The sequence below is a fragment of the Pseudomonas chaetocerotis genome (genome assembly GCF_015712105.2).
Taxonomy (GTDB): domain Bacteria; phylum Pseudomonadota; class Gammaproteobacteria; order Pseudomonadales; family Pseudomonadaceae; genus Aquipseudomonas; species Aquipseudomonas chaetocerotis.
The window spans coordinates 649685-673059 of record NZ_JACFYX020000001.1 but is presented as its reverse complement, the minus strand read 5'-3'; the positions used below and the strand labels follow the sequence as shown (position 1 = coordinate 673059).

At 63.3% G+C, this 23375-nt stretch carries 20 protein-coding genes; 12 read left to right on the top strand and 8 right to left on the bottom strand.

Going from position 1 to position 23375, the window contains the following annotated elements; translation table 11 throughout:
• Positions 1–4: 4 nt before the first annotated feature.
• From H3221_RS03060 to H3221_RS03050, 3 genes are all read left to right on the top strand, one after another.
• On the top strand, positions 5–1552 hold the full coding sequence (locus H3221_RS03060) for an SPOR domain-containing protein (RefSeq protein ID WP_196476833.1): 1548 nt from the start codon (positions 5–7) through the stop codon (positions 1550–1552).
• A gap of 238 nt (positions 1553–1790) precedes the next feature.
• Positions 1791–6239, top strand: coding sequence for a glutamate synthase large subunit (gltB, locus tag H3221_RS03055; RefSeq protein ID WP_196476832.1), 4449 nt, complete (start codon positions 1791–1793; stop codon positions 6237–6239).
• A 34-nt stretch (positions 6240–6273) separates the two neighbouring features.
• Positions 6274–7692 (top strand): FAD-dependent oxidoreductase, encoded by a 1419-nt coding sequence (locus H3221_RS03050; RefSeq protein WP_003246669.1) that lies wholly within the window; start codon positions 6274–6276, stop codon positions 7690–7692.
• Here H3221_RS03050 and H3221_RS03045 read toward each other — a convergent pair.
• Entirely contained in the window at positions 7677–9608 is a 1932-nt protein-coding gene (locus H3221_RS03045; protein ID WP_196476831.1) for a sigma 54-interacting transcriptional regulator, read from the bottom strand. The genes H3221_RS03050 and H3221_RS03045 overlap by 16 nt on opposite strands.
• Before the next feature lie 268 nt (positions 9609–9876).
• Between H3221_RS03045 and H3221_RS03040 the strand changes: the two genes are divergently transcribed.
• The 5 genes from H3221_RS03040 (at position 9877) to hemE (ending at position 14598) form a co-directional block, all read left to right on the top strand.
• Positions 9877–11244: a CmpA/NrtA family ABC transporter substrate-binding protein gene (locus H3221_RS03040; RefSeq protein ID WP_196476830.1), complete on the top strand. Its 1368-nt coding sequence runs from the start codon at positions 9877–9879 to the stop codon at positions 11242–11244.
• The gene (ntrB, locus tag H3221_RS03035; RefSeq protein ID WP_196476829.1) at positions 11244–12080 is read left to right on the top strand and encodes a nitrate ABC transporter permease; all 837 of its coding nucleotides are present in this window, start codon (positions 11244–11246) and stop codon (positions 12078–12080) included. The genes H3221_RS03040 and ntrB overlap by 1 nt, the downstream gene beginning before the upstream one ends.
• Positions 12081–12084: 4 nt before the next feature.
• Complete coding sequence (locus H3221_RS03030; RefSeq protein ID WP_196476828.1) at positions 12085–12993, top strand: ABC transporter ATP-binding protein; 909 nt, start codon at positions 12085–12087, stop codon at positions 12991–12993.
• Complete coding sequence (cynS, locus tag H3221_RS03025) at positions 12986–13426, top strand: cyanase (protein WP_196476827.1); 441 nt, start codon at positions 12986–12988, stop codon at positions 13424–13426. Before H3221_RS03030 ends, cynS begins: the two co-directional genes overlap by 8 nt.
• A gap of 104 nt (positions 13427–13530) precedes the next feature.
• Positions 13531–14598 carry a uroporphyrinogen decarboxylase gene (hemE, locus tag H3221_RS03020; protein ID WP_196476826.1) on the top strand — a complete coding sequence of 356 codons (1068 nt, stop codon included), beginning with the start codon at positions 13531–13533 and terminating at the stop codon, positions 14596–14598.
• Between the two features lie 101 nt (positions 14599–14699).
• Here the strand turns inward: hemE and H3221_RS03015 are convergent, their stop codons facing one another.
• Positions 14700–15134 (bottom strand): DUF2141 domain-containing protein, encoded by a 435-nt coding sequence (locus H3221_RS03015; RefSeq protein WP_196476825.1) that lies wholly within the window; start codon positions 15132–15134, stop codon positions 14700–14702.
• Positions 15135–15217: 83 nt separating this feature from the next.
• On the opposite strand from H3221_RS03015, the gene H3221_RS03010 reads away from it, so the two are divergent.
• The 4 genes from H3221_RS03010 to H3221_RS02995 are packed head-to-tail and all read left to right on the top strand — an operon-like array spanning position 15218 to position 18707.
• Complete coding sequence (locus H3221_RS03010) at positions 15218–16135, top strand: dialkylrecorsinol condensing enzyme (RefSeq protein ID WP_196476824.1); 918 nt, start codon at positions 15218–15220, stop codon at positions 16133–16135.
• A gap of 19 nt (positions 16136–16154) precedes the next feature.
• Positions 16155–17312, top strand: a complete 1158-nt coding sequence (locus tag H3221_RS03005; RefSeq protein ID WP_196476823.1) for a beta-ketoacyl-ACP synthase III — start codon at positions 16155–16157, stop codon at positions 17310–17312.
• Entirely contained in the window at positions 17302–17709 is a 408-nt protein-coding gene (locus H3221_RS03000) for a hypothetical protein (protein ID WP_196476822.1), read from the top strand. The genes H3221_RS03005 and H3221_RS03000 overlap by 11 nt, the downstream gene beginning before the upstream one ends.
• Positions 17706–18707, top strand: coding sequence for a BtrH N-terminal domain-containing protein (locus tag H3221_RS02995; RefSeq protein ID WP_196476821.1), 1002 nt, complete (start codon positions 17706–17708; stop codon positions 18705–18707). The genes H3221_RS03000 and H3221_RS02995 overlap by 4 nt, the downstream gene beginning before the upstream one ends.
• Before the next feature lie 261 nt (positions 18708–18968).
• On the opposite strand, the gene H3221_RS02990 is transcribed toward H3221_RS02995, so the two are convergent.
• Genes H3221_RS02990 through H3221_RS02965 form a run of 6 tightly spaced genes read right to left on the bottom strand, consistent with a single transcriptional unit; the run spans position 18969 to position 23339 of the window.
• Positions 18969–19520, bottom strand: coding sequence for a hypothetical protein (locus H3221_RS02990; RefSeq protein ID WP_196476361.1), 552 nt, complete (start codon positions 19518–19520; stop codon positions 18969–18971).
• Positions 19517–20626, bottom strand: coding sequence for a beta-ketoacyl synthase N-terminal-like domain-containing protein (locus H3221_RS02985; RefSeq protein WP_196476360.1), 1110 nt, complete (start codon positions 20624–20626; stop codon positions 19517–19519). Before H3221_RS02985 ends, H3221_RS02990 begins: the two co-directional genes overlap by 4 nt.
• Positions 20623–20889, bottom strand: a complete 267-nt coding sequence (locus H3221_RS02980) for an acyl carrier protein (protein WP_074676408.1) — start codon at positions 20887–20889, stop codon at positions 20623–20625. The genes H3221_RS02985 and H3221_RS02980 overlap by 4 nt, the downstream gene beginning before the upstream one ends.
• Positions 20871–22061, bottom strand: a complete 1191-nt coding sequence (locus tag H3221_RS02975) for an ABC transporter permease (RefSeq protein ID WP_192980262.1) — start codon at positions 22059–22061, stop codon at positions 20871–20873. Before H3221_RS02975 ends, H3221_RS02980 begins: the two co-directional genes overlap by 19 nt.
• Positions 22058–22942 carry an ABC transporter ATP-binding protein gene (locus H3221_RS02970; protein ID WP_196476359.1) on the bottom strand — a complete coding sequence of 295 codons (885 nt, stop codon included), beginning with the start codon at positions 22940–22942 and terminating at the stop codon, positions 22058–22060. The genes H3221_RS02975 and H3221_RS02970 overlap by 4 nt, the downstream gene beginning before the upstream one ends.
• A complete protein-coding gene (locus tag H3221_RS02965) occupies positions 22935–23339 on the bottom strand; it encodes a hotdog family protein (protein WP_196476358.1) in 405 nt (134 codons plus the stop codon). Before H3221_RS02965 ends, H3221_RS02970 begins: the two co-directional genes overlap by 8 nt.
• Positions 23340–23375: the final 36 nt, after the last annotated feature.

Here is a 23375-nt window from a genome sequence, read left to right as displayed (position 1 = left end):
ATCCATGACCAGTTTGCATGCTGACGAAGCTTTCCTGGCGCATTACCAGTTCAGTCACGACCCCTTTGCGCCACGAGTGCCTGGCTTCAAGTTCTTCCCGGCACAGAGAAAGCCGGTGCTGGGGCAGTTGCATCATCTTGCGCGTTATAGCCAGCTGTTGCTGGCAGTGGTTGGTCCTGAAGGTAGTGGTAAGACTCTGCTGCGTCAGGCATTGGTCGCCAGTACCAACAAGCAGGCAGTGCAAAGCATTGTCGTTGCGCAGGGGGTCACGGGTAGCGAGGCGCTGCTGCGTCAGGTCGCTCAGGGGTTGTCCATTGCTCAGGCCGATGTGCGTTCGATTCTGGCGCAGGTTGGGCAGTTGGCATTGACCGGGCAGGAGGTTTATCTGTTGGTCGACGACGCCGATCAACTGGATGACGCGGCACTGAAGGGCGTCCTGGCGCTTGCGGCGGGTAATGCCGAGGGGCGTCCGCACATCTTCCTGTTTGCCGAGCATGATCTGCTGGCGCGGCTGGAGGCGCTGGCAGGTGGCGAAGAGTGTTATCACGCGATCGAACTTCAGCCGTACGCCGAAGAGGAAACGCGTGACTACCTGGCGCAGCGGCTCGAGGGGGCTGGTCAGGGTATTGATCTGTTGAGCGAAGAGCAGATCGAGGACATCCATGTCCGCGCTCAGGGTTGGCCTGGGGCAATCAATCAGGAGGCGCGTGAGCTGCTGGTCGAGCAGATGCTCGCGCAGCGCTCGGCTGGGCGTGGCGCGGGCGGCGGTTTTGCCCTGCCGAAGAAGCATCTGCTGGCGCTGGCTGTCGTGTTGTTGGGTGTCGCCGCTGCTTGGTTCATGCAGGGGCGCGAATCTGCCCCGCCTGCGCCGGTGGCCAGCAACACGTCGCTACCTTTGCAGTCTTCCGCGCCAGCTGTAAAAGCTGAGGAGCCGGTGCAAACGCCTGCTGCGGAAAGTCGCGCGCCAGCTATCGAGTTCGCGGGTGCCAGTCAGCCGCTGCCGTTGCCATTGGTGGGCGAGTCGCAGGCCGTTATTCGCCAGCCGTTGGCTGAGGCAGCAGGCGAAGAGTTGGATAACTTCGAGCCGCCTGCTTCGCCTGAGCCCTCGACAGTTGCGCCGCCGTCAGCGCCAATCGCTGCGGCACCGGCACCGGCACCGGCACCGGCACCGGCACCGGCCAAGCAGCCTGAGCCCGTTGCTCCGAAACCACCAGCGCCGGTCCCTGTTCCCAAGCCTGCGCCCGTTCAGGCTACGCCTTCGGGTGGAGCGACGAGTGGCTGGTACGCGCAGCAGCCGGCGTCCCGCTATGCCTTGCAGGTAGTCGGGTCGCGTTCGGAGGCCAATATTCAGACGCTGGTGCGTGAGGGCGGTAGCGAATACCGTTACTTCAAGAAGATCCACCAGGGGCAGCCGCTGTATGTGCTGACCTATGGTAGTTTCTCCAGTCGCGACGCCGCTCAGGCCGCCGTGAAAACCCTGCCTGCCAAGCTGCAGGCCGGTAAGCCCTGGCCTCGCACCCTGGGCAGCATCCAGCAGGAAATGAGCCGCTAAGCGCTTTGCCTCAAGATGACTGCTTGGTCGTTAGCACGACCTTGCAGTCTTATCCTTCGTTTTTGCGACATAAATATTCACCCCCTCGTCACGAAAATTTGTGACGCCATGGGTGGATATGTACAATGACCTCCCTTTTGCCTATGCAAAGCTGGCCCGTGCCCGCTTTTCGGGTTTAAGCAATTGAATTAGAAAGTAATTTGCCTGAGGTCTAGGCAGCCTGGTGAGAGTTTCCCCTATGAAAGCAGGTTTGTACCGTCCTGATGAGTTCAAGGATAACTGCGGCTTCGGCTTGATCGCCCACATGCAAGGTGAGCCTAGTCATCACCTGCTCAATACCGCTATTGAGGCCCTCACCTGCATGACTCACCGCGGCGGTATCAACGCCGACGGCAAGACCGGTGATGGCTGTGGCCTGCTGATCCAGAAGCCCGATCAATTCCTGCGCGCCATTGCCCAGGAGCAATTCGGCGTCGAACTGCCTGCGCAATATGCCGTGGGCATGGTGTTCTTCAATCAGGACTCGGCCAAGGCCGAGGCTGCGCGCGAGAACATGAACCGCGAAATTCAGGCTGCCGGCCTGCAACTGGTGGGCTGGCGCAAGGTGCCGATCGACACCAGCGTGCTCGGTAGGCTGGCGCTGGAGCGACTGCCGCAGATCGAGCAGGTGTTCATCGGCGGCGAAGGTCTGTCCGACCAGGAATTTGCCATCAAGCTGTTCAGCGCCCGCCGTCGTTCCTCGGTGGCCAACGCCGACGACAGCGATCACTACATCTGCAGCTTCTCGCATAAGACCATCATCTACAAAGGCCTGATGATGCCGGCGGACCTGCAGCAGTTCTACCCGGATCTGGGTGACGAGCGCCTGCAGACCGCTATTGCGGTTTTCCACCAGCGCTTCTCCACCAATACACTGCCGAAGTGGCCGCTGGCGCAGCCGTTCCGTTATCTCGCGCACAACGGCGAGATCAACACCATCACCGGCAACCGCAACTGGGCGCAGGCCCGTCGTACCAAGTTCGCCAACGAGCTGATCCCTGATCTCGACGAGCTGGGGCCGCTGGTCAACCGTGTCGGTTCCGACTCCTCAAGCATGGACAACATGCTCGAGCTGATGGTCACCGGCGGCATCGACCTGTTCCGCGGCCTGCGCATGATCATTCCGCCGGCCTGGCAGAACGTCGAGACCATGGACGCCGATCTGCGCGCGTTCTACGAATACAACTCGATGCACATGGAGCCCTGGGATGGCCCGGCCGGCGTGGTGCTGACCGATGGTCGCCATGCCGTGTGCCTGCTCGACCGTAACGGTCTGCGCCCGGCGCGTTGGGTGACCACCAAGAACGGCTACATCACTCTGGCGTCGGAAATCGGCGTGTGGGATTACCAGCCCGAGGACGTCATCGCCAAGGGGCGTGTCGGCCCGGGGCAGATCCTCGCCGTCGACACCGAAACTGGCCAAGTGCTGGACACTGAGTCCATCGACAGCCGCCTGAAGTCGCGCCACCCTTACAAACTGTGGCTGCGCAAGCATGCCCAGCGCATCAAGGCGACGCTGGAAGACCGCGACCACGGTTCGGCCTTCTACGACCCGGATCAGCTCAAGCAGTACATGAAGATGTTCCAGGTCACCTTCGAAGAGCGTGACCAGGTGCTGCGCCCGCTCGGCGAGCAGGGCCAGGAAGCCGTCGGCTCGATGGGTGACGACACGCCGATGGCAGTGCTCAGCCAGCGCGTGCGTTCGCCATATGATTATTTCCGCCAGCAGTTCGCGCAGGTCACCAACCCGCCGATCGACCCGCTGCGCGAAGCGATCGTCATGTCCCTGGAAATCTGCCTGGGCGCCGAGCGCAACATCTTCAGCGAGTCGCCGGAGCACGCCACTCGCGTGATCCTCAGCAGCCCGGTGATTTCGCCAGCCAAGTGGCGTGCGCTGATGAACCTGGATCGCCCGGGCTTCGACCGTCATGTCATCGACATGAACTACGACGAGTCGCTGGGGCTGGAAGCGGCCGTGCGCAACATGGCCGACCAGGCCGAGGAAGCCGTGCGTGCCGGTAAGGTGCTGCTGGTGCTGACCGACCGTCACATCGCGCCGGGCAAGCTGCCGGCGCATGCCGCGCTGGTCACTGGCGCCGTGCATCACCGCCTGACCGAGAAAGGCTTGCGCTGCGACTGCAACATCCTGGTGGAAACTGCCACTGCCCGTGACCCGCACCACTACGCTGTGCTGCTGGGTTTCGGCGCCTCGGCGGTCTATCCGTTCCTGGCTTACGAAGTGCTGGGCGACCTGATCCGCACCGGCGAAGTGCTGGGCGATCTGTACGAAGTGTTCAAGTACTACCGCAAGGGCATCTCCAAGGGCCTGCTGAAGATCCTGTCGAAGATGGGCATTTCCACGGTCGCGTCCTATCGCGGTGCGCAACTGTTCGAGGCTGTTGGTCTGGCTGACGAAGTCACCGAGCTGTGCTTCCGTGGCGTGGCCAGCCGTATCCAGGGTGCGCGTTTCGTCGACATCGAAAGCGAGCAGAAGCTGCTGTCCCTGGAGGCCTGGAACAACCGCAAGTCGATCCAGCAGGGCGGCCTGCTCAAGTTCGTCTACGGCGGCGAGTACCACGCCTACAACCCGGACGTGGTGCGGACGCTGCAGGAGGCCGTGCAGCAGGGCAACTACGAGAAGTACAAGGAATACTCGAAGCTGGTCGACACCCGCCCGGTGTCGATGATTCGCGACCTGCTCAAGGTCAAGGAATCCGCCACACCGATTTCCCTGGACGAAGTCGAGCCGCTGCAGTCGATCTTCAAGCGCTTCGACGCTGCCGGCATCTCCCTTGGCGCGCTTTCGCCGGAGGCGCATGAAGCGCTGGCCGAGGCGATGAACCGCCTCGGTGGTCGCTCCAACTCCGGCGAGGGCGGCGAAGACCCGGCCCGCTACGGCACCATCAAGAGTTCGAAGATCAAGCAGGTGGCCACCGGCCGCTTTGGCGTGACCCCGGAATACCTGGTCAACGCCGAAGTGCTGCAGATCAAGGTGGCCCAGGGCGCCAAGCCTGGCGAGGGCGGCCAACTGCCGGGTGGCAAGGTCAACGGTCTGATCGCCAAGCTGCGCTACGCGGTGCCGGGCGTGACCCTGATCTCGCCGCCGCCGCACCACGACATCTACTCGATCGAGGACCTGGCGCAGCTGATCTATGACCTCAAGCAGGTCAACCCCAAGGCGCTGGTGTCGGTCAAGCTGGTGGCGGAAGCCGGTGTCGGCACCATCGCCGCCGGCGTGGCCAAGGCCTATGCCGACCTGATCACCATTTCCGGTTACGACGGTGGTACCGGCGCATCGCCACTGACCTCCATCCGCTATGCGGGCGCGCCCTGGGAACTTGGCCTGGCCGAAACTCACCAGACCCTGCGCGGCAACGACCTGCGCGGCAAGGTGCGGGTACAGACCGACGGTGGCCTGAAAACCGGCTTGGACGTGATCAAGGCGGCCATCCTCGGCGCCGAGAGCTTCGGCTTCGGCACCGCGCCGATGGTTGCCCTGGGCTGCAAGTACCTGCGCATCTGCCACCTGAACAACTGCGCCACTGGCGTGGCCACGCAGAACGACAAGCTGCGCAAGGATCACTTCATCGGCACCGTCGAGATGGTGATGAATTTCTTCACCTACGTCGCCGAGGAAACCCGCGAGTGGCTGGCCAAGCTGGGCGTGCGCAGCCTGGAAGAGCTGATCGGGCGTACCGACCTGCTCGAGATGCTGCCGGGCGAAACCGCCAAACAGGGCAACCTGGATCTGTCGCCGCTGCTGGCCAGTGCGCATATCCCGGCTGACAAGCCGCAGTTCTGCCAGGTGCCGAAGAACCCGCCGTTCGACGAAGGCCTGCTGGCCGAGAAGATGGTGGAAATGGCCAAGGACGCCATCGCCGGCAAGACCGGTGGTGAGTTCGAGCTGAACATCGGCAACTGCGACCGCTCCATCGGTGCGCGCATTTCCGGCGAGATCGCGCGCGTGCATGGCAACCAGGGCATGAGCGGCGCGCCGATCACCTTCCGCTTCAAGGGCACTGCCGGTCAGAGCTTCGGCGTGTGGAACGCCGGTGGTCTGCACCTGCGCCTGGAAGGCGACGCCAACGACTACGTCGGCAAAGGCATGACCGCAGGCAAGATCGTCATCACGCCGCCTGCCGGCAGTCCGTTCGCCACCGAGGACAGCGCCATCATCGGCAACACCTGCCTGTATGGCGCCACTGGCGGCAAGCTGTTCGCTACCGGTACTGCGGGCGAGCGTTTCGCCGTGCGTAACTCCGGTGCCCATGCCGTGGTGGAAGGCACTGGCGATCACTGCTGCGAGTACATGACCGGCGGTTTCGTCTGCGTCCTGGGCAAGACCGGTTACAACTTCGGCTCGGGCATGACCGGCGGCTTCGCCTATGTGCTCGACATGGACAACGGCTTCTACGACCGCGTCAACCACGAACTGGTGGAAATCCAGCGCATCAACAACGAAGCGATGGAGGCCTACCGCAGCCACCTCGAAAGCGTGCTCGCCGAGTACGTCGAGGAAACCGGCAGCGAGTGGGGTCAGAACCTGCTGGAAAACCTGGACGATTACCTGCGCAAGTTCTGGCTGGTGAAACCGAAAGCGGCCAGCCTGAAGTCTCTGCTGTCCAGCACCCGTGCCAACCCGCAATAAGAATGCGCCTGAAGTGGTTTGATGAGGTAATGCAATGACTGAACGTCTGAATAACGACTTCCAGTTCATCGAAGTCGGGCGCAAAGACCCGAAGAAGAAACTGCTGCGTCAGCGCAAGAAGGAGTTCGTCGAAATCTACGACAACTTCAAGCCGGCGCAAGCTGCAGACCAGGCGCATCGCTGCCTGGGCTGCGGCAACCCGTATTGCGAGTGGAAGTGCCCGGTGCACAACTTCATTCCCAACTGGCTCAAGCTGGTCTCGGAAGGCAATATCCTCGCCGCCGCCGAACTGAGTCACCAGACCAACACCCTGCCGGAAGTGTGCGGGCGCGTGTGCCCGCAGGATCGCCTCTGCGAAGGTGCCTGCACCCTCAATGACGGCTTCGGCGCGGTGACCATCGGTTCGGTGGAGAAGTACATCACTGACACGGCGTTCGCCATGGGCTGGCGCCCGGACATGTCCAAGGTCAAGCCGACCGGCAAGCGTGTCGCGGTGATCGGGGCCGGCCCGGCCGGCCTGGGCTGTGCCGACGTGCTGGTGCGTAACGGTGTGACTCCGGTGGTGTTCGACAAGAACCCGGAAATTGGTGGCCTGCTAACCTTCGGCATTCCCGAGTTCAAGCTGGAAAAGACCGTGCTCAGCCGCCGTCGTGAAGTCTTCACCGGCATGGGCATCGAGTTCCGCCTGAATACCGAGATCGGCAAGGACATCGGCATGGATGAGTTGCTCGCCGAATTCGATGCCGTATTCATGGGCATGGGCACCTACACCTACATGAAGGGTGGCTTCCCGGGCGAGGACCTGCCGGGCGTCTACGACGCGCTGGACTTCCTCATCGCCAACGTCAACCGCAACCTCGGTTTCGAGAAGTCGCCGGAGGACTTCATCGACATGAAGGGCAAGCGCGTGGTGGTACTGGGCGGTGGCGACACCGCGATGGACTGCAACCGCACCTCGATTCGTCAGGGCGCCAAGGCCGTGACCTGCGCTTACCGCCGTGACGAAGAGAACATGCCGGGCTCGCGCAAGGAAGTGAAGAACGCCAAGGAAGAGGGCGTGAAGTTCCTCTTCAACCGCCAGCCCATTGCCATCGTTGGCGAAGACAAGGTGGAAGGCATCAAGGTGGTCGAGACCCGTCTCGGTGAGCCAGATGCCCGTGGTCGTCGCAGCCCCGAGCCGATCCCGGGCTCCGAGGAGATCATTCCGGCCGAAGCCGTACTGATCGCCTTCGGTTTCCGTCCGAGCCCGGCGCCCTGGTTCGAGCAGTTCGAGATCCAGACCGACAGCCAGGGCCGCGTCGTGGCGCCCGAGCAGTCGCAGTTCAAGCACCAGACCAGCAACCCGAAGATCTTCGCCGGTGGCGACATGGTGCGTGGTTCCGACCTGGTGGTGACGGCGATCTTCGAAGGCCGCAACGCCGCCGAAGGCATCCTCGACTACCTCGGCGTCTGATTCGTCTCGTACCTGCGCGGCTGCGACCTACCCGGTCGGTAGTCGCGCGGGTCGATGGCGAAGCTCTCCAGGCGTGAGCGCAGGGTCGTTGGCTTCAGCTCCAGCAACCGCGCCGCGCCGTCCTTCCCCGATATCCTGCCTGCGCAGGCCGTCAGCGCCGCGATCAGGTTTTCGCGCATCTGCCGGCGTTGCTCGCCTTGAGTGAAAATTCGCACCTCCTGTTCGACTGGTGGCTGTGACGGCACGTCGTTGCCGTTGTCGTTGGGCAAGTCCAGGCGCAGCCGGGTGCCGGGTGAAATGATCACCGCGCGCTCGATCAGGTTCTCCAGCTCACGAATGTTGCCTGGCCAGGAATAGGCCTGCAGGCGTTGGATGTCGGCCAGGCGCAGGCTGGGCTCAGGGCGGTTGAGCTGGCGACAGGCGCGGCTGAGAAAGTGCTGGGCCAGGGGCGGAATGTCTTCCGGGCGCTGGCGCAGGGGCGCCGACTCGATAGGGAAGACGTTGAGGCGAAAGTACAGGTCTTCACGGAAGCGGCCGGCGCGTACTTCCTGGCGCAGGTCGCGGTTGGTGGCGGCGATCACGCGTACATCCACCTGGCGGGTACGGTTGTCGCCGACCCGTTCCAGCTGCTGTTCCTGCAGCACGCGTAACAACTTGCTCTGCAGCTCCAGGGGAATTTCGCCGACCTCGTCGAGAAACAGCGTGCCGCCGTCGGCCAGCTCGAAGCGCCCGACGCGGTCATTCAGCGCGCCGGTGAAGGCGCCGCGGATATGGCCGAAGAATTCGCTCTCGAACAGTTCGCGCGGCACCGCTGCGCAGTTCACCCGGATCAACGGGCGGCGACTGCGCCCGCTGTTGTCGTGAATGGCGCGCGCGATCAGCTCCTTGCCGGTGCCTGACTCGCCGGTGATCAGTACGTTGGCGCCGGTGGGGGCGACCAGTTCGATCTGGTGGATTACCTGCTGCATGGCGGCGCTGCGCCCGACCAGGTCGTGCTGGGCGTACTCGCCACGAATTTCCTCCTGCAGGTAGGCATTCTCCAGCTCCAGGCGTTGCTTGAGCTGTTGAACCTCGCTCAGTGCCTGGCGCAGGCGGCGCTCGGTTTCCAGGCGCTCGCTGATGTCGCGAAACACCACCACGGCGCCGACCAGTTCGCCGTCATCGCGCAGCGGCGTGCTGGTGTAATCCACCGGGATCGGCTTGCCGTCCTTGTTCCAGAACACCTCGTCGGCCACCTGATGCACTTCGCCGTCGTTGAAGGCGGCGTAGATCGGGCAAGTGTGTCCGTCGTAGGTGCTGCCGTCGGGATGATGGTGGTGAATCAGGTCGTGAATGTTGTGGCCGATCAAGTCGTCGGCACGCCAGCCGAGAATACGCTCGGCCGCCGGGTTGACGAAGGTGGTCTCGCCATTACGGTTGACGCCGTAGATGCCCTCGCCTGCGGCGCCGAGGATCAGCTGATTCTGCCGCTCGAACTGGCGGAAGATGCGTTCCACGCCCTGCCATTCGAGCAGACCCTGACGTTGATAGCGCTCGGCTTCAGCGAGCCCGCGCAGGGCGTCGAGGCGGCGGCGCTGTTGGATCAGCAGGCCGAGCAGGGTGGTGCCATCATGCTCCAGTCGGCTGCCATCGATTTCCACCTCCAGGCGCTCGCCGTCGCGGCGCAGCAGTCCGAGGCCGTCGCGCCAGGCATTGCCACGCACCTGCGCTTCCTCGGTGAAGGTAACCAGTGCTCCAAGGTCATGCGCCCAGAGACGGCTGGCGCGCAGTGTGAGCAGCTCTTCCTGCGGCCAGCCTAGCAGGGCGCAGCAGGCTGGATTGGCATGCAGGATACGGTCGTGGGTCGGGTCGATGACCAGGCTGGCGCTCTGCATGCGCTGTAGCAGCAATTGGCTGGCGGCATTTGGTTCGGGCATCTCGGGCCTCGCGGGATTGAGCTTTTGTCTTGTTATCCAAAGGCCGTGCCATTTGACGAAATATCGTTTCTAACGCTGACGAAATATCGTTAATGACGATATTTCGTTTTTAAGTTTTAGATTTAAAGTCTTTATTTTTCAATTGCTTACTATGTTTTTTGAGCTGGTACAGCTCCTGCAATAGCTGACATGAACCGGCCAGCAATGGCCCAGCCCAGTCAGCGCCCGCCTCACCAATCTGGGGCAGGCCATCGCAGGAGTGATCACGATGAGCGTCAATAGCCTGGACGATCCATTCAGCCCCGACAGCGAGCTTTCCCATGCCGCCGGGTGTGCTTGCCAGCGCTGCACGCCGAGCGCCGCTGCGCTGCCCGATAGCAGCGAGGCCATGCTCGATCGCGCGGTTGAGAACGCCATCGTGCGCGGTGTGTTCGGCCATAACGATTTTTCCCGGCGCAGTTTCATGGGAATGATCGGTGGCGGTCTCGCGGCGGCGATTCTGGGCAGCTTGATCCCGCTGGATGCGGTCAAGGCGGCGGTCAAGGACAGCCTTGGTCCGTTGGAGAAGACCAAGCTGAAGATCGGCTTCGTGCCCATCACCTGCGCCACGCCGATCATCATGGCCGAGCCGATGGGCTTCTACGCCAAATACGGGCTGGAGGTGGAAACGGTGAAGACCGCCGGCTGGGCGGTGGCGCGCGACAAGTCGCTGGCCGGCGAATACGACGCCTCGCACATGCTCTCGCCGATGCCGCTGGCCATCAGCCTGGGGCTGGGTTCGACGCAGACGCCCTTCGTCATGCCGGCGCTGGAAAACGTCAACGGCCAGGCCATCGTGCTCGGCATGCAGCACCAGGACAAACGCGATCCGAAGCTGTGGAAAGGCATGCGCTTCGGTGTGCCGTTCGAATACTCGATGCACAACTTCCTGCTGCGTTATTACGTCGCCGAGCACGGCCTGGACCCGGATCGCGACATCCAGATTCGCGTGGTGCCGCCACCGGAGATGGTCGCCAACCTGCGCGCCGGCAACCTCGATGGCTTCCTCTCGCCGGACCCGTTCAACCAGCGCGCGGTGTGGGAGAAGGTCGGTTTCATCCACCTGCTGACCAAGGAGCTGTGGCCGGGCCATCCATGCTGCGCCTTCGCCTGCAGCCAGCGCTTCGCCAGCGAGAACCCCAACACCTACGGCGCACTGCTGCATGCGCTGATCGATGCCACGCAATACTCCTCCAAGGCCGAGAACCGCAAGGCGGTGGCCGAGGCGATCTCCACCCGCAACTACCTCAACCAGCCGGTGCCGGTGGTGCAGCAGGTGCTCAGCGGACGCTATGCCGATGGCCTGGGCAACATCCATGACGAGCCGCAGCGCATCGACTTCGATCCGTTCCCCTGGCAGTCGATGGCCGTGTGGATCCTCACCCAGATGAAGCGCTGGGGCTATCTGCAGGGGGATGTCGATTACCGTTCCATTGCCGAACGGGTGTTCCTCGCGGCCGACGCCGGCAAGGTGATGAACGACCTCGGCCTGCCGGTACCAGCCGATGCCTACAAATCCTTCAGCGTGATGGGCAAACCTTTCGACCCGGCCGATCCGGACGGTTACCTGGCCAGCTTCGCCATGCGGAGGTCGTGATGAAAGCGTCCATTTCCCTGCGCGCGGCGATTCTTTCCGTTGTGCTGCTGGTTCTGTTGCTGGTGGTCTGGGAGGTGCTCTGCCGCGTGCCCGCTAGCGCCGCAGTCAGTGCCGATGACGAATACGCTCTGCTCATGGGCGAGGCTGAGCAGGAGGCGCGCGTGCCGCCGCCCTCGGTGGTGCTGGCGCATGCCTACACCGAGCTGAGCCAGCCGTTCTATGACAACGGGCCGAACGACAAGGGCATCGGCATCCAGCTCGCGCATTCGCTGTACCGAGTGCTGACCGGCTACCTGCTGGCGGCGCTGGTGGCGATCCCGGTCGGCTTCGTCATCGGCATGTCGCCGCTGATGTACCGCGCGCTCAACCCCTTCATCCAGATCCTGCGGCCGATCTCGCCGCTGGCCTGGATGCCGCTGGCGCTGTTCGTGATCAAGGATTCGCAGACTTCGGCGATCTTCGTGATCTTCATCTGCTCGGTGTGGCCGATGCTGCTCAACACCGCCTTCGGAGTGGCGGGCGTACGCCGCGACTGGATCAACGTCGCTCGCACCCATGAGCTGAGCCCGCTGCGCACGGCGTTCAGCGTGATCCTGCCTGCGGCGATGCCGACCATCCTTACCGGTATGCGCATCTCGGTTGGCATCGCCTGGCTGGTGATCGTCGCCGCCGAGATGCTCGTCGGTGGCACCGGCATTGGCTACTACGTGTGGAACGAGTGGAACAACCTCAACCTGGCCAGTGTGATCTTCTCGATTCTGATGATCGGCGTGGTCGGCATGCTGCTCGACCTTCTGCTGGGCAGCGTCGCCCGTCTCGTCAGCTACCAGGAGTGATGTCATGTCCCGCTATTTTCTCGATGCCCGCCGCCTGGCCAAGCGCTTCCCGCAACCCGGCAGTGAGCCGCTGACAGTCTTCGAAGACGTCAGCTTCGGTCTCGACCAGGGCGAGTTCGTCTGCATCATCGGCCACTCCGGCTGCGGCAAGTCGACCATTCTCAATGCTCTGGCCGGGCTCGACAGTTTCAGCGAAGGCACGCTGGAAATGGCCGGCAAGGAAGTCGCCGGGCCCAGCCTCGAGCGCGGCGTGGTGTTCCAGAACTACAGCCTGCTGCCCTGGCTCAGTGCGCTGGAGAACGTCGAGTTCGGCGTGCGTGCGCGTTTCCCGCAGTGGTCGAAGGAGCAGCGCCGCGCGCATAGCCGCAAGTACCTGGAAATGGTCGGCCTGGGCGGCTCCGAGGCGCGCAAGCCGGCGCAGCTGTCTGGCGGCATGCGTCAGCGCGTGAGCATTGCCCGCGCCTTCGCCACTCAGCCGCAGTTGCTGTTGCTCGATGAGCCCTTTGGCGCACTGGACGCCCTGACCCGTGGGGTGATCCAGGACGAGCTGATCAAGATCTGGAGCGCCACCAAGCAGACGGTGTTCATGATCACCCATGACGTCGACGAGGCGATCCTGCTCTCCGATCGCATCCTGCTGATGACCAACGGCCCGCAGGCGCGCATCGCCGAGTCGGTGCGCATCGACCTGCCACGGCCGCGCCAGCGCGACCAGGTGATTCACCACCCGGCGTACTACCGCATCCGCAACCACCTCGTGGACTTTCTGGTGAACCGCTCGCACGAGCTGCGCGGCCGCACCGTGGCCGACGAGCAAGGCTTCCCACCCGATATCAACCCCGCCCTGGACGAGCCGGCAGCGTCCGCCAGGGTCGTACCTCTGACCCCCGTGAAGGAGTTTCACCATGGATAAGCAACAGATGCGCACCACCATCACCGCCGCCAAGGAGCGCCTGGGCCTGGACTGGGCCGCGCTTGGCCAGGGCATCGGCATGTCGCCGGTATGGACGACCTCCGCCTGCCTGGGCATGAACAGCATGGCCAAGGCGCAGGCCGACGCCCTGTGCGAGATGCTCGAATTGCCGGCGGAAGTCTCCGCCGCGCTGCAGGCGTTCCCGCACAAACATTGGGACAAGGCCATCCCCACCGACCCGCTGATCTACCGCTTTTACGAGATGATCAACGTCTACGGTGAGACCATCAAGGAGCTGATCCACGAGGAGTTCGGCGACGGCATCATGAGCGCCATCGACTTCAGCATGGACATTTCCCGCGTCGCCGACCCCAAGGGTGACCGTGTACAGATTGTGCTCAACGGCAAGTTTCTGCCCTATCGCAGCTGGTGAGTCGTCGCGGCATATCGTCGCGATGGACAAAAGGCACGGCACCCGCCGTGCCTTTTGTTATGCGCTCTGCGAAAATGCCCATACTTTTTTCGTCGGATGCCGCCATGACCGCCCTGAAGAACGACCGTTTCCTGCGTGCCCTGCTCAAGCAACCCGTGGATGTCACGCCGATCTGGATGATGCGCCAGGCCGGCCGCTATCTGCCGGAATACCGCGCGACCCGGGCCAAGGCCGGCGACTTCGTGAGCCTGATGAAGAACCCGGAGCTGGCCTGCGAGGTCACCATCCAGCCGCTGGATCGCTACCCGCAACTGGATGCGGCGATCCTCTTCTCCGACATCCTCACCATTCCCGATGCCATGGGGCAGGGTCTGTACTTCGAGACCGGCGAAGGCCCGCGCTTCAAGAAGGTGGTTAGCAACCTGGCCGATATCGAGGCGCTGCCGGTGCCGGACCCGGAGAAGGATCTTGGCTATGTGATGGACGCCGTGCGCACCATCCGCCGTGAACTCAATGGCCGTGTGCCGCTGATCGGCTTCTCCGGCAGTCCGTGGACGCTGGCCACCTACATGGTCGAAGGCGGTTCGTCGAAGGATTTTCGCAAGACCAAGGCGATGCTCTACGACAACCCGCAAGCCTTGCATGCGTTGCTCGACAAGCTGGCGCAGTCAGTCACCGCTTATCTGAACGGCCAGATCCTTGCCGGTGCGCAGGCGGTGCAGATCTTCGATTCCTGGGGCGGTGCGCTGTCGGCGGCGGCCTATCAGGAATTCTCCCTGGCCTACATGAAGAAGATCGTCGATGGCCTGATTCGCGAGCATGATGGCCGCCGTGTACCGGTGATTCTGTTCACCAAGGGCGGTGGCCTGTGGCTCGAATCCCTGGCAGACACCGGCGCAGAAGCGCTGGGTCTGGACTGGACCTGCGACATCGGCAGCGCTCGCGCCCGTGTCGGTGCCAAGGTCGCCCTGCAAGGCAACATGGACCCGGCGGTGCTCTATGCCAAGCCGGCGGCGATTCGTGCCGAGGTGGCGCGCATCCTGGACGCCTACGGTGCTGGCAGTGGCCATGTGTTCAACCTCGGCCATGGCATCACCCCGGAAGTCGACCCGGCCCACGCGGGCGCCTTTTTCGAGGCCGTGCACGAGCTGTCCGCGCAGTATCACCGATAAGGCGTCTCCAGGACGCCAAGACCCCATTCCCTGTCACTCCCGCGAAGGCGGGAGCGTCGGTGCTGCGTGCTATCAGGATGCCAACCGAAGCACAATGACGGCTATTTCAGCGGCCTTCCTGGCGCTTCCCTTGGCGCCACGCGTTCCTTTTTCTTGCGCGGATGAATCAGGCGCACGCCGATTATGCTGTCCGTATCGCCATGCTCGAACAGGCTTTCGCTGGGTGTGGGTTTGCCGCCGAAAAGCGCAGGATTTCCGGAAAAACCCACCGGCTCCAGCGGGATGCCTCGGGGGCTGAGATCCAGTTGACCGTTACCGTTGCTGTCCTGGAACACCTGCACGGCATAGCGACCTGGGGGGAGATCACTCAGGCGCAGCGGTGTTTCCGTACCCTGAAGTTCGCGCTGGCTGGGCTGCCAGTCCTGCTGATCTGCTGGCACCAGCGCCAGGTACAGGTTTGCCCGATCCTGTACGCCTTCCACTTCGATCAGCAGGTCGCCTGCCCGGAGCGACTGGCAAGCGAGTAGCGGAACCAATAGGCAAAGTTGGCACGGGCGGGTTACGGTTTGAAGAATTCTCTGTGGCATAATTTGCATATTTTGCAGGGAATGCGCCGCGAATGCGTCATGTTTTAGTCGTCCACTTTTCTCAGACTGGCCAATTAGACCGTTTGGCGCAATCGGTCTGTGCGCCCTTGCGCGAGTGTGGCGGCATCCAGGTGGACTTCTTGGCGCTGCAACCGGCTGAGCCGTTCCCCTTTCCCTGGCCATTTCTCGACTTCTTCCGCATCTTCCCGGAAACCGTGCTGATGAAGCCGCAGCCGTTGCTGCCGCTCGCTGTAGACGCCGACAAGCGCTACGACCTGGTGATTCTGGCCTATCAGGTCTGGTTTCTCTCGCCCTCGCTGCCGTGCACCAGCTTTCTCGCCTCGCCCGACGCCGCCCATCTGCTGAAGAACACGCCAGTGGTGACCCTGATTGGTTGCCGCAACATGTGGCTCATGGCACAAGAGAAGGTCAAGGCACGCCTGCAGACGCTGGGTGCGAAGTTGGTGGATAACGTGGTGCTTACCGACGCCTGCGGTACGGCCGCCAGCTTCCTGGCTACGCCGCTGTGGATGTTCACCGGCCGGCAGAAGCCCTACAGCTGGGTGCCGCGTGCCGGTATCGACGAGCGGGAACTGGCGGCGGCCAGCCGCTTCGGCGACGCTATGGCCCGTCGGCTGCTTGCTGACGAACTACCCATCGAGACGCCGATGCTTGCTGGCCTGGGCGCGGTGAAAGTGGATGAAAAGCTGATCGCCAGCGAAAAGGTCGGCAATCGCAGTTTCACCTTGTGGAGTCGTCTGCTGTCGGCGCTTGGCCCGCAGCAGAGCCGCCGACGCGGCGCCGGGCTGGTGCTGTACATCGTGTTCCTGATTTGCCTGATTCTGACTGTGGTGCCGATCACGGCGGTGTTGAAAAAGTTGCTGGCTCCGTTGTTCAAGGCGCGTATCCAGCGAGAGAAGGCCTACTTTGCCGGCCCGTCCGGCGAGTGATGTGACCTGAGGTATTGCAGTGGCTCATCCCGTATTCATCAATCGCATCAGCGCCTGCCTGCCGCACGATCCTGTGGGCAACGAGCAGATGGAGACGCGCCTCGGCATGGTCGGTGGCAAACCATCGCGCGCGCGCAAACTGGTGCTGCGCCGCAATGGTATTGAGCAGCGTCACTACGTGATCGACCCGAATACCGGCGAGCCGAGCATGAGCAACGCACAGCTCAGCGCCGAAGCCATTCGCGGTTTACAAGGTGACGGCTTCGAACTGAACCAGCTCGACTGCCTGGTGGCCAGCACCTCGTCGCCGGATCAGGTGATGCCGGGGCACGCCGTGATGGTGCATGGCGAGTTGGGCAACCCGTCTTGCGAGGTGGTGACCACGGCAGGTATCTGCCTGTGTGGGATGACGGCGCTGAAATACGCCTGGATGAGCGTGGCCAGTGGCGAGAGTCGCCATGCCGTGGCCTGTGGCTCGGAGGTCGCCTCGACGCTGATGCAGGCACGCAACTTCAACGCTGAATACGAAAGCCGCGTCGACGAGTTGGAAAAACACCCGGAGATCGCCTTCGAGAAGGATTTCCTGCGCTGGATGCTTTCCGATGGTGCTGGTGCCGTGCTGTTGCAGGATCGCCCCAATCAGAAAGGCCTGAGCCTGCGCATCGACTGGCTTGATATCTACTCCTTCGCCGATCAGATGCCGCCCTGCATGTATGCCGGTGCCGACATGCAGGATGACACCCTGCGCGGCTGGAGCCGCTACGACGCCGACGAGCGCGCGAAGCAGTCGGTGATGGCGATCAAGCAGAACGTCAAACTGCTCAACGAGAACATCGTCAAGTACACCGTGATCGAAGCGCTGCGCCGCATCATGGCGCGCCGCGAACTGCGGGTGGCGGACATCGACTGGTTCCTGCCGCACTACTCCTCGGAGTTCTTCCGCGAGCCGCTGGCCGTGGGCCTGGCCAATGTCGACCTGCCGATCCCGATGGAGCGCTGGTTCACCAACCTGACCAGCAAGGGCAATACCGGCGCGGCGTCGATCTTCATCATCCTCGAAGAACTGTTCAATGGTGGTCGCTTGCGCAGTGGCCAGCGGCTGCTTTGCTACGTGCCCGAGAGCGGGCGTTTCTCCAGTGCGTTCATGCACCTGACGGTGGTCGGCGATGAAGCTTGATGAGGTTCCCCAGGATCACAGCTCCACCTATGGTGGCCACAGCAAGCTGGTTTACGCAGTGGATGCCAGCGGCCATTACCAGGGGACCCAAAGCGATGGCTGGGAGCCAGAGGCCTATAGCACATTGCTCGCCGTAGCCGAGCTCGAGGCCCAGGAGGCCGAGGCCAGAGAGGCTTGGCAGCGCGGCGAGCTGTCACCGCTGAAATGCCTGATGTACCGCTACCGCATGGATGAATCGGCCCTGTCGCAAATCACCGGCCTGTGGCAATGGCGCGTGCGTCGGCATTTCCGTCCAAACATCTATCGCCGCTTGAGCACTTCGCTGCTGGCGCGCTACGCCGAGGCCTTTGGCCTGACCGTCGACGAGTTGCGTCGCTACCAGAGAGAGTTGCCATGACTGCGTTCGAACACCGCCAGAGCGCCCACTGCGAAAGTGGCGTCATGGCCAGTCTGCTGACCCACGCCGGCCTGCCCATGAGCGAGCCGATGGCTTTCGGCCTCGCATCGGGTCTGGCCTTCGCCTATCTGCCGATCGTCAAGCTCGGTGGTATGCCGTTGATTGCCTATCGCATGCCGCCGCGCCACCTGATCAAAACTCTGAGCAAACGCCTTGGGGTGCGCCTGAGCAGTCGCACGTTCTCCAGCCCCGAGCAGGGCCAGGCGGCATTGGATTCGGTGCTCGACAGCGGTCGCCTGGCTGGCCTGCAGAGCTCGGTGTTCTGGCTGCCGTATTTCCCACCGGAGATGCGCTTTCATTTCAACGCGCACAACCTGCTGGCCTATGGGCGCGAGGGTGACGAGTACCTGCTCAGCGATCCGGTATTCGAGGAGCCGGTGCGCTGCGCCAGCGCCGATCTGCAGAAGGCGCGCTTCGCCAAGGGCGCGCTGGCGGCCAAGGGCCTGATGTACTACCTCGACGACGTGTCGCCGGATCAGGATTGGGAGCGCCTGATCCGCCAGAGCGTGCTGTCCACCTCGCGTATCCTCGACGGCATGCCGCTGCCGTGGATCGGCATTCGTGGCATCCAGCACCTGGCTAAATGCGTCGAATCGCTCGACCCGGCGCAGGTCAAGTACAACCGCCTGTACCTCACTCATATCGTGCGCATGCAGGAAGAGATCGGCACTGGCGGTGCAGGCTTTCGTTTTATGTACGCCAGCTTCCTGCAGGAGGCCGGCGAGAAGATCGGTGATGCCAGGCTGCAGGAGGCTTCGTCGCGCCTGACGGCGGTGGGCGATGACTGGCGCCAGTTCGCCTCGGCCTGTGTGCGGGCCAGCCGCAGCAAGGGCGAGGCGCCGGACTTCAGGCCGATCGCCGAGATGCTTCGAGGTATCGCCGGGCAGGAGCGGGTGTTGATGAAAGAGCTGGGTGCCTGGGCCAAGCGCAAGGGCTGATTGCTTTCTGAGAGGCTGGTTGTGGTGGGCTGAAGCGGATCACCGCCCGGCCCACCCTACAACTGCCAGTCAGCTGATCGTTCCCCACGCTTCGCGTGGGAATGCCTCTGCGTCCGTTATCGAGCGCCTGAGCAAGAACGGGCGCGGAGCGCTCTGGCCTTAGTTCCCACGCAGAAGCGTGGGAACCATCAGAACAACTGCAGATGCGGCTCCGTAATCGTAGGGTGGGCTTCAGCCCACCAACGCCGCCAACAAACCAGATTAGAGCTGCAGCTGCAGCACTTCGATGCCTGCTGTCAGCTCGGCAAAATCCTGTGCGTTCGTTGGCGCCTCGATCAACACCGCCTGTGCCTGAAAATCGCCATTCTCGTCGATCACCACCAGCAGCGCCTGGGTGATTACGCCATCGGAAAGATCCAGGGCAGCCAGTGCTTGCAGCTGTTTCCATACATTCGTCCCGGCTCCTATAAATAGGTTTGGCCCCTCCAGCCCCAATTGAGCGGCGACGTGGAAGCCGGCAGCGTTGCTGACGCTGTTGACGAACTCAAAGGGCTTGGGCTGGCGCTGGTGGACGCACACGGCATCGAGCAGTGCGCCCATGGTGGCGCGTGCCGGGTGACGCGAGGCCAGATAGAGACCGCAGTCGCTACGTACCCGCGCCTTGAGTGGCGCGCTGCATAGCAGTGCCTGCAGGATCATGCGGTCGATGCGCCGTGGCGGGGTAGCCAGCCACTGGCTCAGCGCGGCCTTGAGATCCTTGTCGGAGCAGCGCGCCTCTCCGCGAAGGCTGCACGCGGCGATGACCGGCTTCATGCCTGGTCTCCCTTGCAGCGCTGCAATATCAGGCTGGCATTGTTACCACCGAAACCGAAGAAGTTGGCCAGCAGCAGGCTGTCTGCCGCGATGCTGGTCGGCTGGGCAATGAGTGGCAGCAGCGCCTCGGCCGCATAGTCCACGCCTGGCAGGCTGGCTAGATTTTCCACCAGCAGCAGGGTTTCGCTGAGGCCGCAGGCGCCCAGGGTATGGCCGAGCCAGGGTTTGAGCACACACAGCGGTGGCAGCGCATCGCCGAACAGCAGGCGCACACCATTGCTCTCGGCGCGGTCATTGGCGCCGGTGGCGGTGCCGTGCAGTTTCACCAAACCGATCTGTCCGATGTCGACACCGGCACTGCGCAGGGCTTCACGCATTACCCAGTCGATATGGCTGCCGTCTTCGCGGGTGGTGGTCAGGTTGCTGGTGTCGCAGGCGCTGAAACCGCCGAGCAGCTTCGCCAGTGGCGCGTCGCCGGGCTCCTTTGCCAGCAGCGTGGCGGCATAGGCTTCGCCGAGAATCAGGCCGTCGCGTTCCGGGTGAAAGGGCCGGTAGACGCCACTTGGGCTGATCAGCTCGAGTGCACCGAAGCCTTGTTGGGCGATGGCGCTGGGCGTCTCGAAGGCCAGTACCAGCACGCGTTCGTAGAGGCCGGACGCGAGCATTCGCGCTCCATACAGCAGGCCATTGGCAGCGCTGGTGCAGGCGGTGTTGAGGGTGAAGGCGTCGGCGAAGCCCCACCGCTGGCGAAGGTCTTCGGCCAGCCGGTCGAGCGGGGTCGAATGCTCCGGGTGAAAACCGCCTTCTGCGGCGATCAATTGTTCGAGGTCGTCGATATCCAGGCTGGTGCTGGCGATGATCAGCAGGCAGTCATCCAGCCCCCCCGGCTGTTCGCCCAGGGTTTCGCCGAGCAGTCGGTCACAGCGCTGCAGGCGGTTTTCAGCGCAGCCGCCGACTGCCAGATAGGGGCGCGGCTGCTGCAGCTCATGCAGCAGAAACGAGCCGGACACAGGCCGCTGGCCGCCTTGAAGGGCCGCGCCAGCGGCGCGCAGGTCGGCGCCAAGGGCGCTGTGCAGGGCGCCGCGCTGGAGGTAGATGGGCGTCACTTTTTCTGCCTGATGAAGGCCGCGATGCTGGCGATGCTGTTGAGAATGCGCCGTCCGTCCTTGGCTCCTTCGATGCGTACGCCATAGTGCTGCTGCAGCGCCAGGGACACCTGCAGGGCATCGAGGCTATCCATGGCGATGCGGCTTTGCTGACCGAACAGCGGCTCGTCATCGGCGATGCTCTGCCAGTCGATGTCGTCTTCCTTGTCGCACTCACGGATCAGCAATTGCTTGAGTTCTTGTTCTAGTAGTGTGTCGTCCATTGCGTTTGCTGCACTCGTTTGCGGAACAGGAAAAGCCCGGTGCCGCCCAGCAGGATGGCGAACAGCAGAAGACGGGCACAGTCAGGGGCGATGTCGGCAAGCGTTCCCTGGCCCACCAGCAGGGTCAGGAAGGCGTCCAGTGCCCAGCTCATCGGCGAGATTTCCGCCAGTTGGCTCATCGCTTCTGGCATCACGCTCTTGGGCACCATGATGCCGCCGATTGCGGCGAGGATGATATTGAGGCCACCGCCCAGCAGCAACGCCTGTTCGCCGCTACGTGCCAGTGCGGCCAGCAGCAGGCCCAGGCTGCAGGCCGCCAGGCTCAGGCTCAGGGCCAGCAGTACATAGGCCAGTGGCGAGCCTGGCAGGTTCAGGCCGCTCAGGCCGAGCAGCGGCAGGATATGGATGCCGATGGCCAGCAGCAGGGCGAACTGCAGCAGATTGATCGCCAGGTAGGGCAGCAACTTGCTCAGAACCAGGGTGGCAGGGCTCACGCCCAGCGCACGAAAACGAAGGAGTGCGCCGCTCTGTTGTTCGCGCTGGAAGCCGCCGGCCATCGGCAGGGCGACGAAGAACATGCCGAAGATCAGCCAGGCTGGCACGCTCAGCTGGCTGGCGTTGGCCTTGCCGCTGAGTTCGCCGCTGGCCAGTACCTGGAATTCAACGACTTCGCTCTGCGTACGCTGGCGGATAAGTTGCCAGCGTTCGTCTGCCGTCATCTCTGCTGGCAGCGCTTCGCTGTCTTCGAGGTAGGCGAGCAGGCGCGTCTGCGCCAGGGCGATGTTCAGCGCCGCGCGCAGGCGCTGACGGCTCTGACTGTCGAAGCGCGCGGGAAAGCTCAGTACCGGACCCTTGTGGGGAATGTTTAGCAGGGTCTCGGAGAAGTCGCTGGCAAGGCTGATTCGCGGCAGTGCTTCATCGCTGCTGGCCAGCAGCAGGCTGCCTGGCAGCTGGGCCATCAGCGCCTCATGGAAGAACTGGCTGGCCTCGCTGCTGCGTGGCACCTCCAGCACCACGCTCAGCGGTGGCGGCTGGTCGCGCAGGTAGTTGGACAGCGCGGCGGCCATCAGCACGAGAAACAGGATCGGCATGATGAACAGCACGGCCAGCGCGTGCGGGTCGCGCAGCAGCAGCAGGCATTCCTTGCGCACCAGCGCCAGCAACGGGCTCACAGGCGGCCTCCGTTAAGGCTCAGGTAGAGCTGTTCCAGTGATGGCCGGCCAAAGCGCAGCAGGCTCGGTGGGGTCGGCTGCGCGGCAAGGTACTGGGTGATGGCGAGCAGTTGCTGGCTATCCAGATTACTGATGCGCAGACCATCCGGCAGCGCCTCGGCGCTCAGCTGCAGTTGGTCAAGCAGCGCTTGAAAACCGGCCGGTACCTGCTCCGGCCATTCCAGCAGCAGGCCGTGGCCGGCATCGAGCAGTTGATTCTTGTCCACATCGAGGCGCACCTTACCCTCATGAAGAAGCAGGATGCGCCCGGCCACGCGCTCGACTTCGTCCAGATAGTGACTGGTGTAGATCACCCCATGGCCTTGCGCAGCGAGTCGCTCTACGGCATCGAGCAGCAACTGGCGGCTGCCGGCGTCGACGCCGACTGTGGCTTCGTCGAACAGGTACAGACGCGCGGGTTGGAGCAGGCCGATGGCGAAGTTCAGGCGACGTTGCTCGCCACCGGACAGGCGCGCTGCTCGGCGCGGCAGCTTGTCTTCCAGGGCACTGCTGGCGATGCACAGCTCCAGGCGCTGGCGGCGCTGGGTGCCCTGCAGGCGATAGAGATCGGCGAACAGGGCGAGGTTCTCGGCCACTGTGAGTTCGGCGTAGAACGCCAGCTGCTGCGGCACCAGACCCAGGCTGCGCGGGCCGTGCCAGCGGATTTCGCCCTGTTGCAGGGCCAGCGTATCGCTGAGCAAGGCCAGCAGTGTGGTTTTGCCGGCGCCGTTGCTGCCGAGCAGGCCCAGGCACTGACCTTCCTCCAGTTGCAGATCGATGCCTTGCAGCGCCGAAGTGTCTGCGCCTGGGTAGCGAAAGCTGACGTTGCTTAGTTCAAGCACGGACGAGTACCAGCAGCAGTTTGCCGTCCAGCAGCGGTTGCGCGCCGGCATGGATGGCAAAGGCATAGAGGGCGCCGGCCGGGCTCAGCGCCTCCTGCTGGGCGCTCACCACCAGTGGCTCTGCACTGCGTGTGACCGGGTGCAGATGGAGCTGGGAAAGTTTGCCGACCAGGGCCATTTCGATGGCATCCGCTTCGCCGTATAGGGCACCATGTGCGGCGCAAAGCTGGGCTGCGGCTTCGAACAGCAGGCACGGCGAGGCATTTTCGCCAAGCTTGTCGAGGTGATGCCAGGCACTGAGGCCGCGGATATTGAGGCTGTCATGATCGACCAATGCATCCAGCCATAGCGCGTCGCCCTGGTGCGGCAGCAGTGTGTGCAGTTGGGTGCGATCCATGGCAGGCGGTCGGTACGTACGGGTGACGCAGTGTAA

Coding starts and splice junctions, on each gene's coding strand:
- H3221_RS03060 (WP_196476833.1), top strand. CDS start 5: ATGACCAGTTTGCATGCTGACGAAGCTTTCCTGGCGCATTACCAGTTC.
- gltB (WP_196476832.1), top strand. CDS start 1,791: ATGAAAGCAGGTTTGTACCGTCCTGATGAGTTCAAGGATAACTGCGGC.
- H3221_RS03050 (WP_003246669.1), top strand. CDS start 6,274: ATGACTGAACGTCTGAATAACGACTTCCAGTTCATCGAAGTCGGGCGC.
- H3221_RS03045 (WP_196476831.1), bottom strand. CDS start 9,608: ATGCCCGAACCAAATGCCGCCAGCCAATTGCTGCTACAGCGCATGCAG.
- H3221_RS03040 (WP_196476830.1), top strand. CDS start 9,877: ATGAGCGTCAATAGCCTGGACGATCCATTCAGCCCCGACAGCGAGCTT.
- ntrB (WP_196476829.1), top strand. CDS start 11,244: ATGAAAGCGTCCATTTCCCTGCGCGCGGCGATTCTTTCCGTTGTGCTG.
- H3221_RS03030 (WP_196476828.1), top strand. CDS start 12,085: ATGTCCCGCTATTTTCTCGATGCCCGCCGCCTGGCCAAGCGCTTCCCG.
- cynS (WP_196476827.1), top strand. CDS start 12,986: ATGGATAAGCAACAGATGCGCACCACCATCACCGCCGCCAAGGAGCGC.
- hemE (WP_196476826.1), top strand. CDS start 13,531: ATGACCGCCCTGAAGAACGACCGTTTCCTGCGTGCCCTGCTCAAGCAA.
- H3221_RS03010 (WP_196476824.1), top strand. CDS start 15,218: ATGCGTCATGTTTTAGTCGTCCACTTTTCTCAGACTGGCCAATTAGAC.
- H3221_RS03000 (WP_196476822.1), top strand. CDS start 17,302: ATGAAGCTTGATGAGGTTCCCCAGGATCACAGCTCCACCTATGGTGGC.
- H3221_RS02995 (WP_196476821.1), top strand. CDS start 17,706: ATGACTGCGTTCGAACACCGCCAGAGCGCCCACTGCGAAAGTGGCGTC.
- H3221_RS02990 (WP_196476361.1), bottom strand. CDS start 19,520: ATGAAGCCGGTCATCGCCGCGTGCAGCCTTCGCGGAGAGGCGCGCTGC.
- H3221_RS02980 (WP_074676408.1), bottom strand. CDS start 20,889: ATGGACGACACACTACTAGAACAAGAACTCAAGCAATTGCTGATCCGT.
- H3221_RS02965 (WP_196476358.1), bottom strand. CDS start 23,339: ATGGATCGCACCCAACTGCACACACTGCTGCCGCACCAGGGCGACGCG.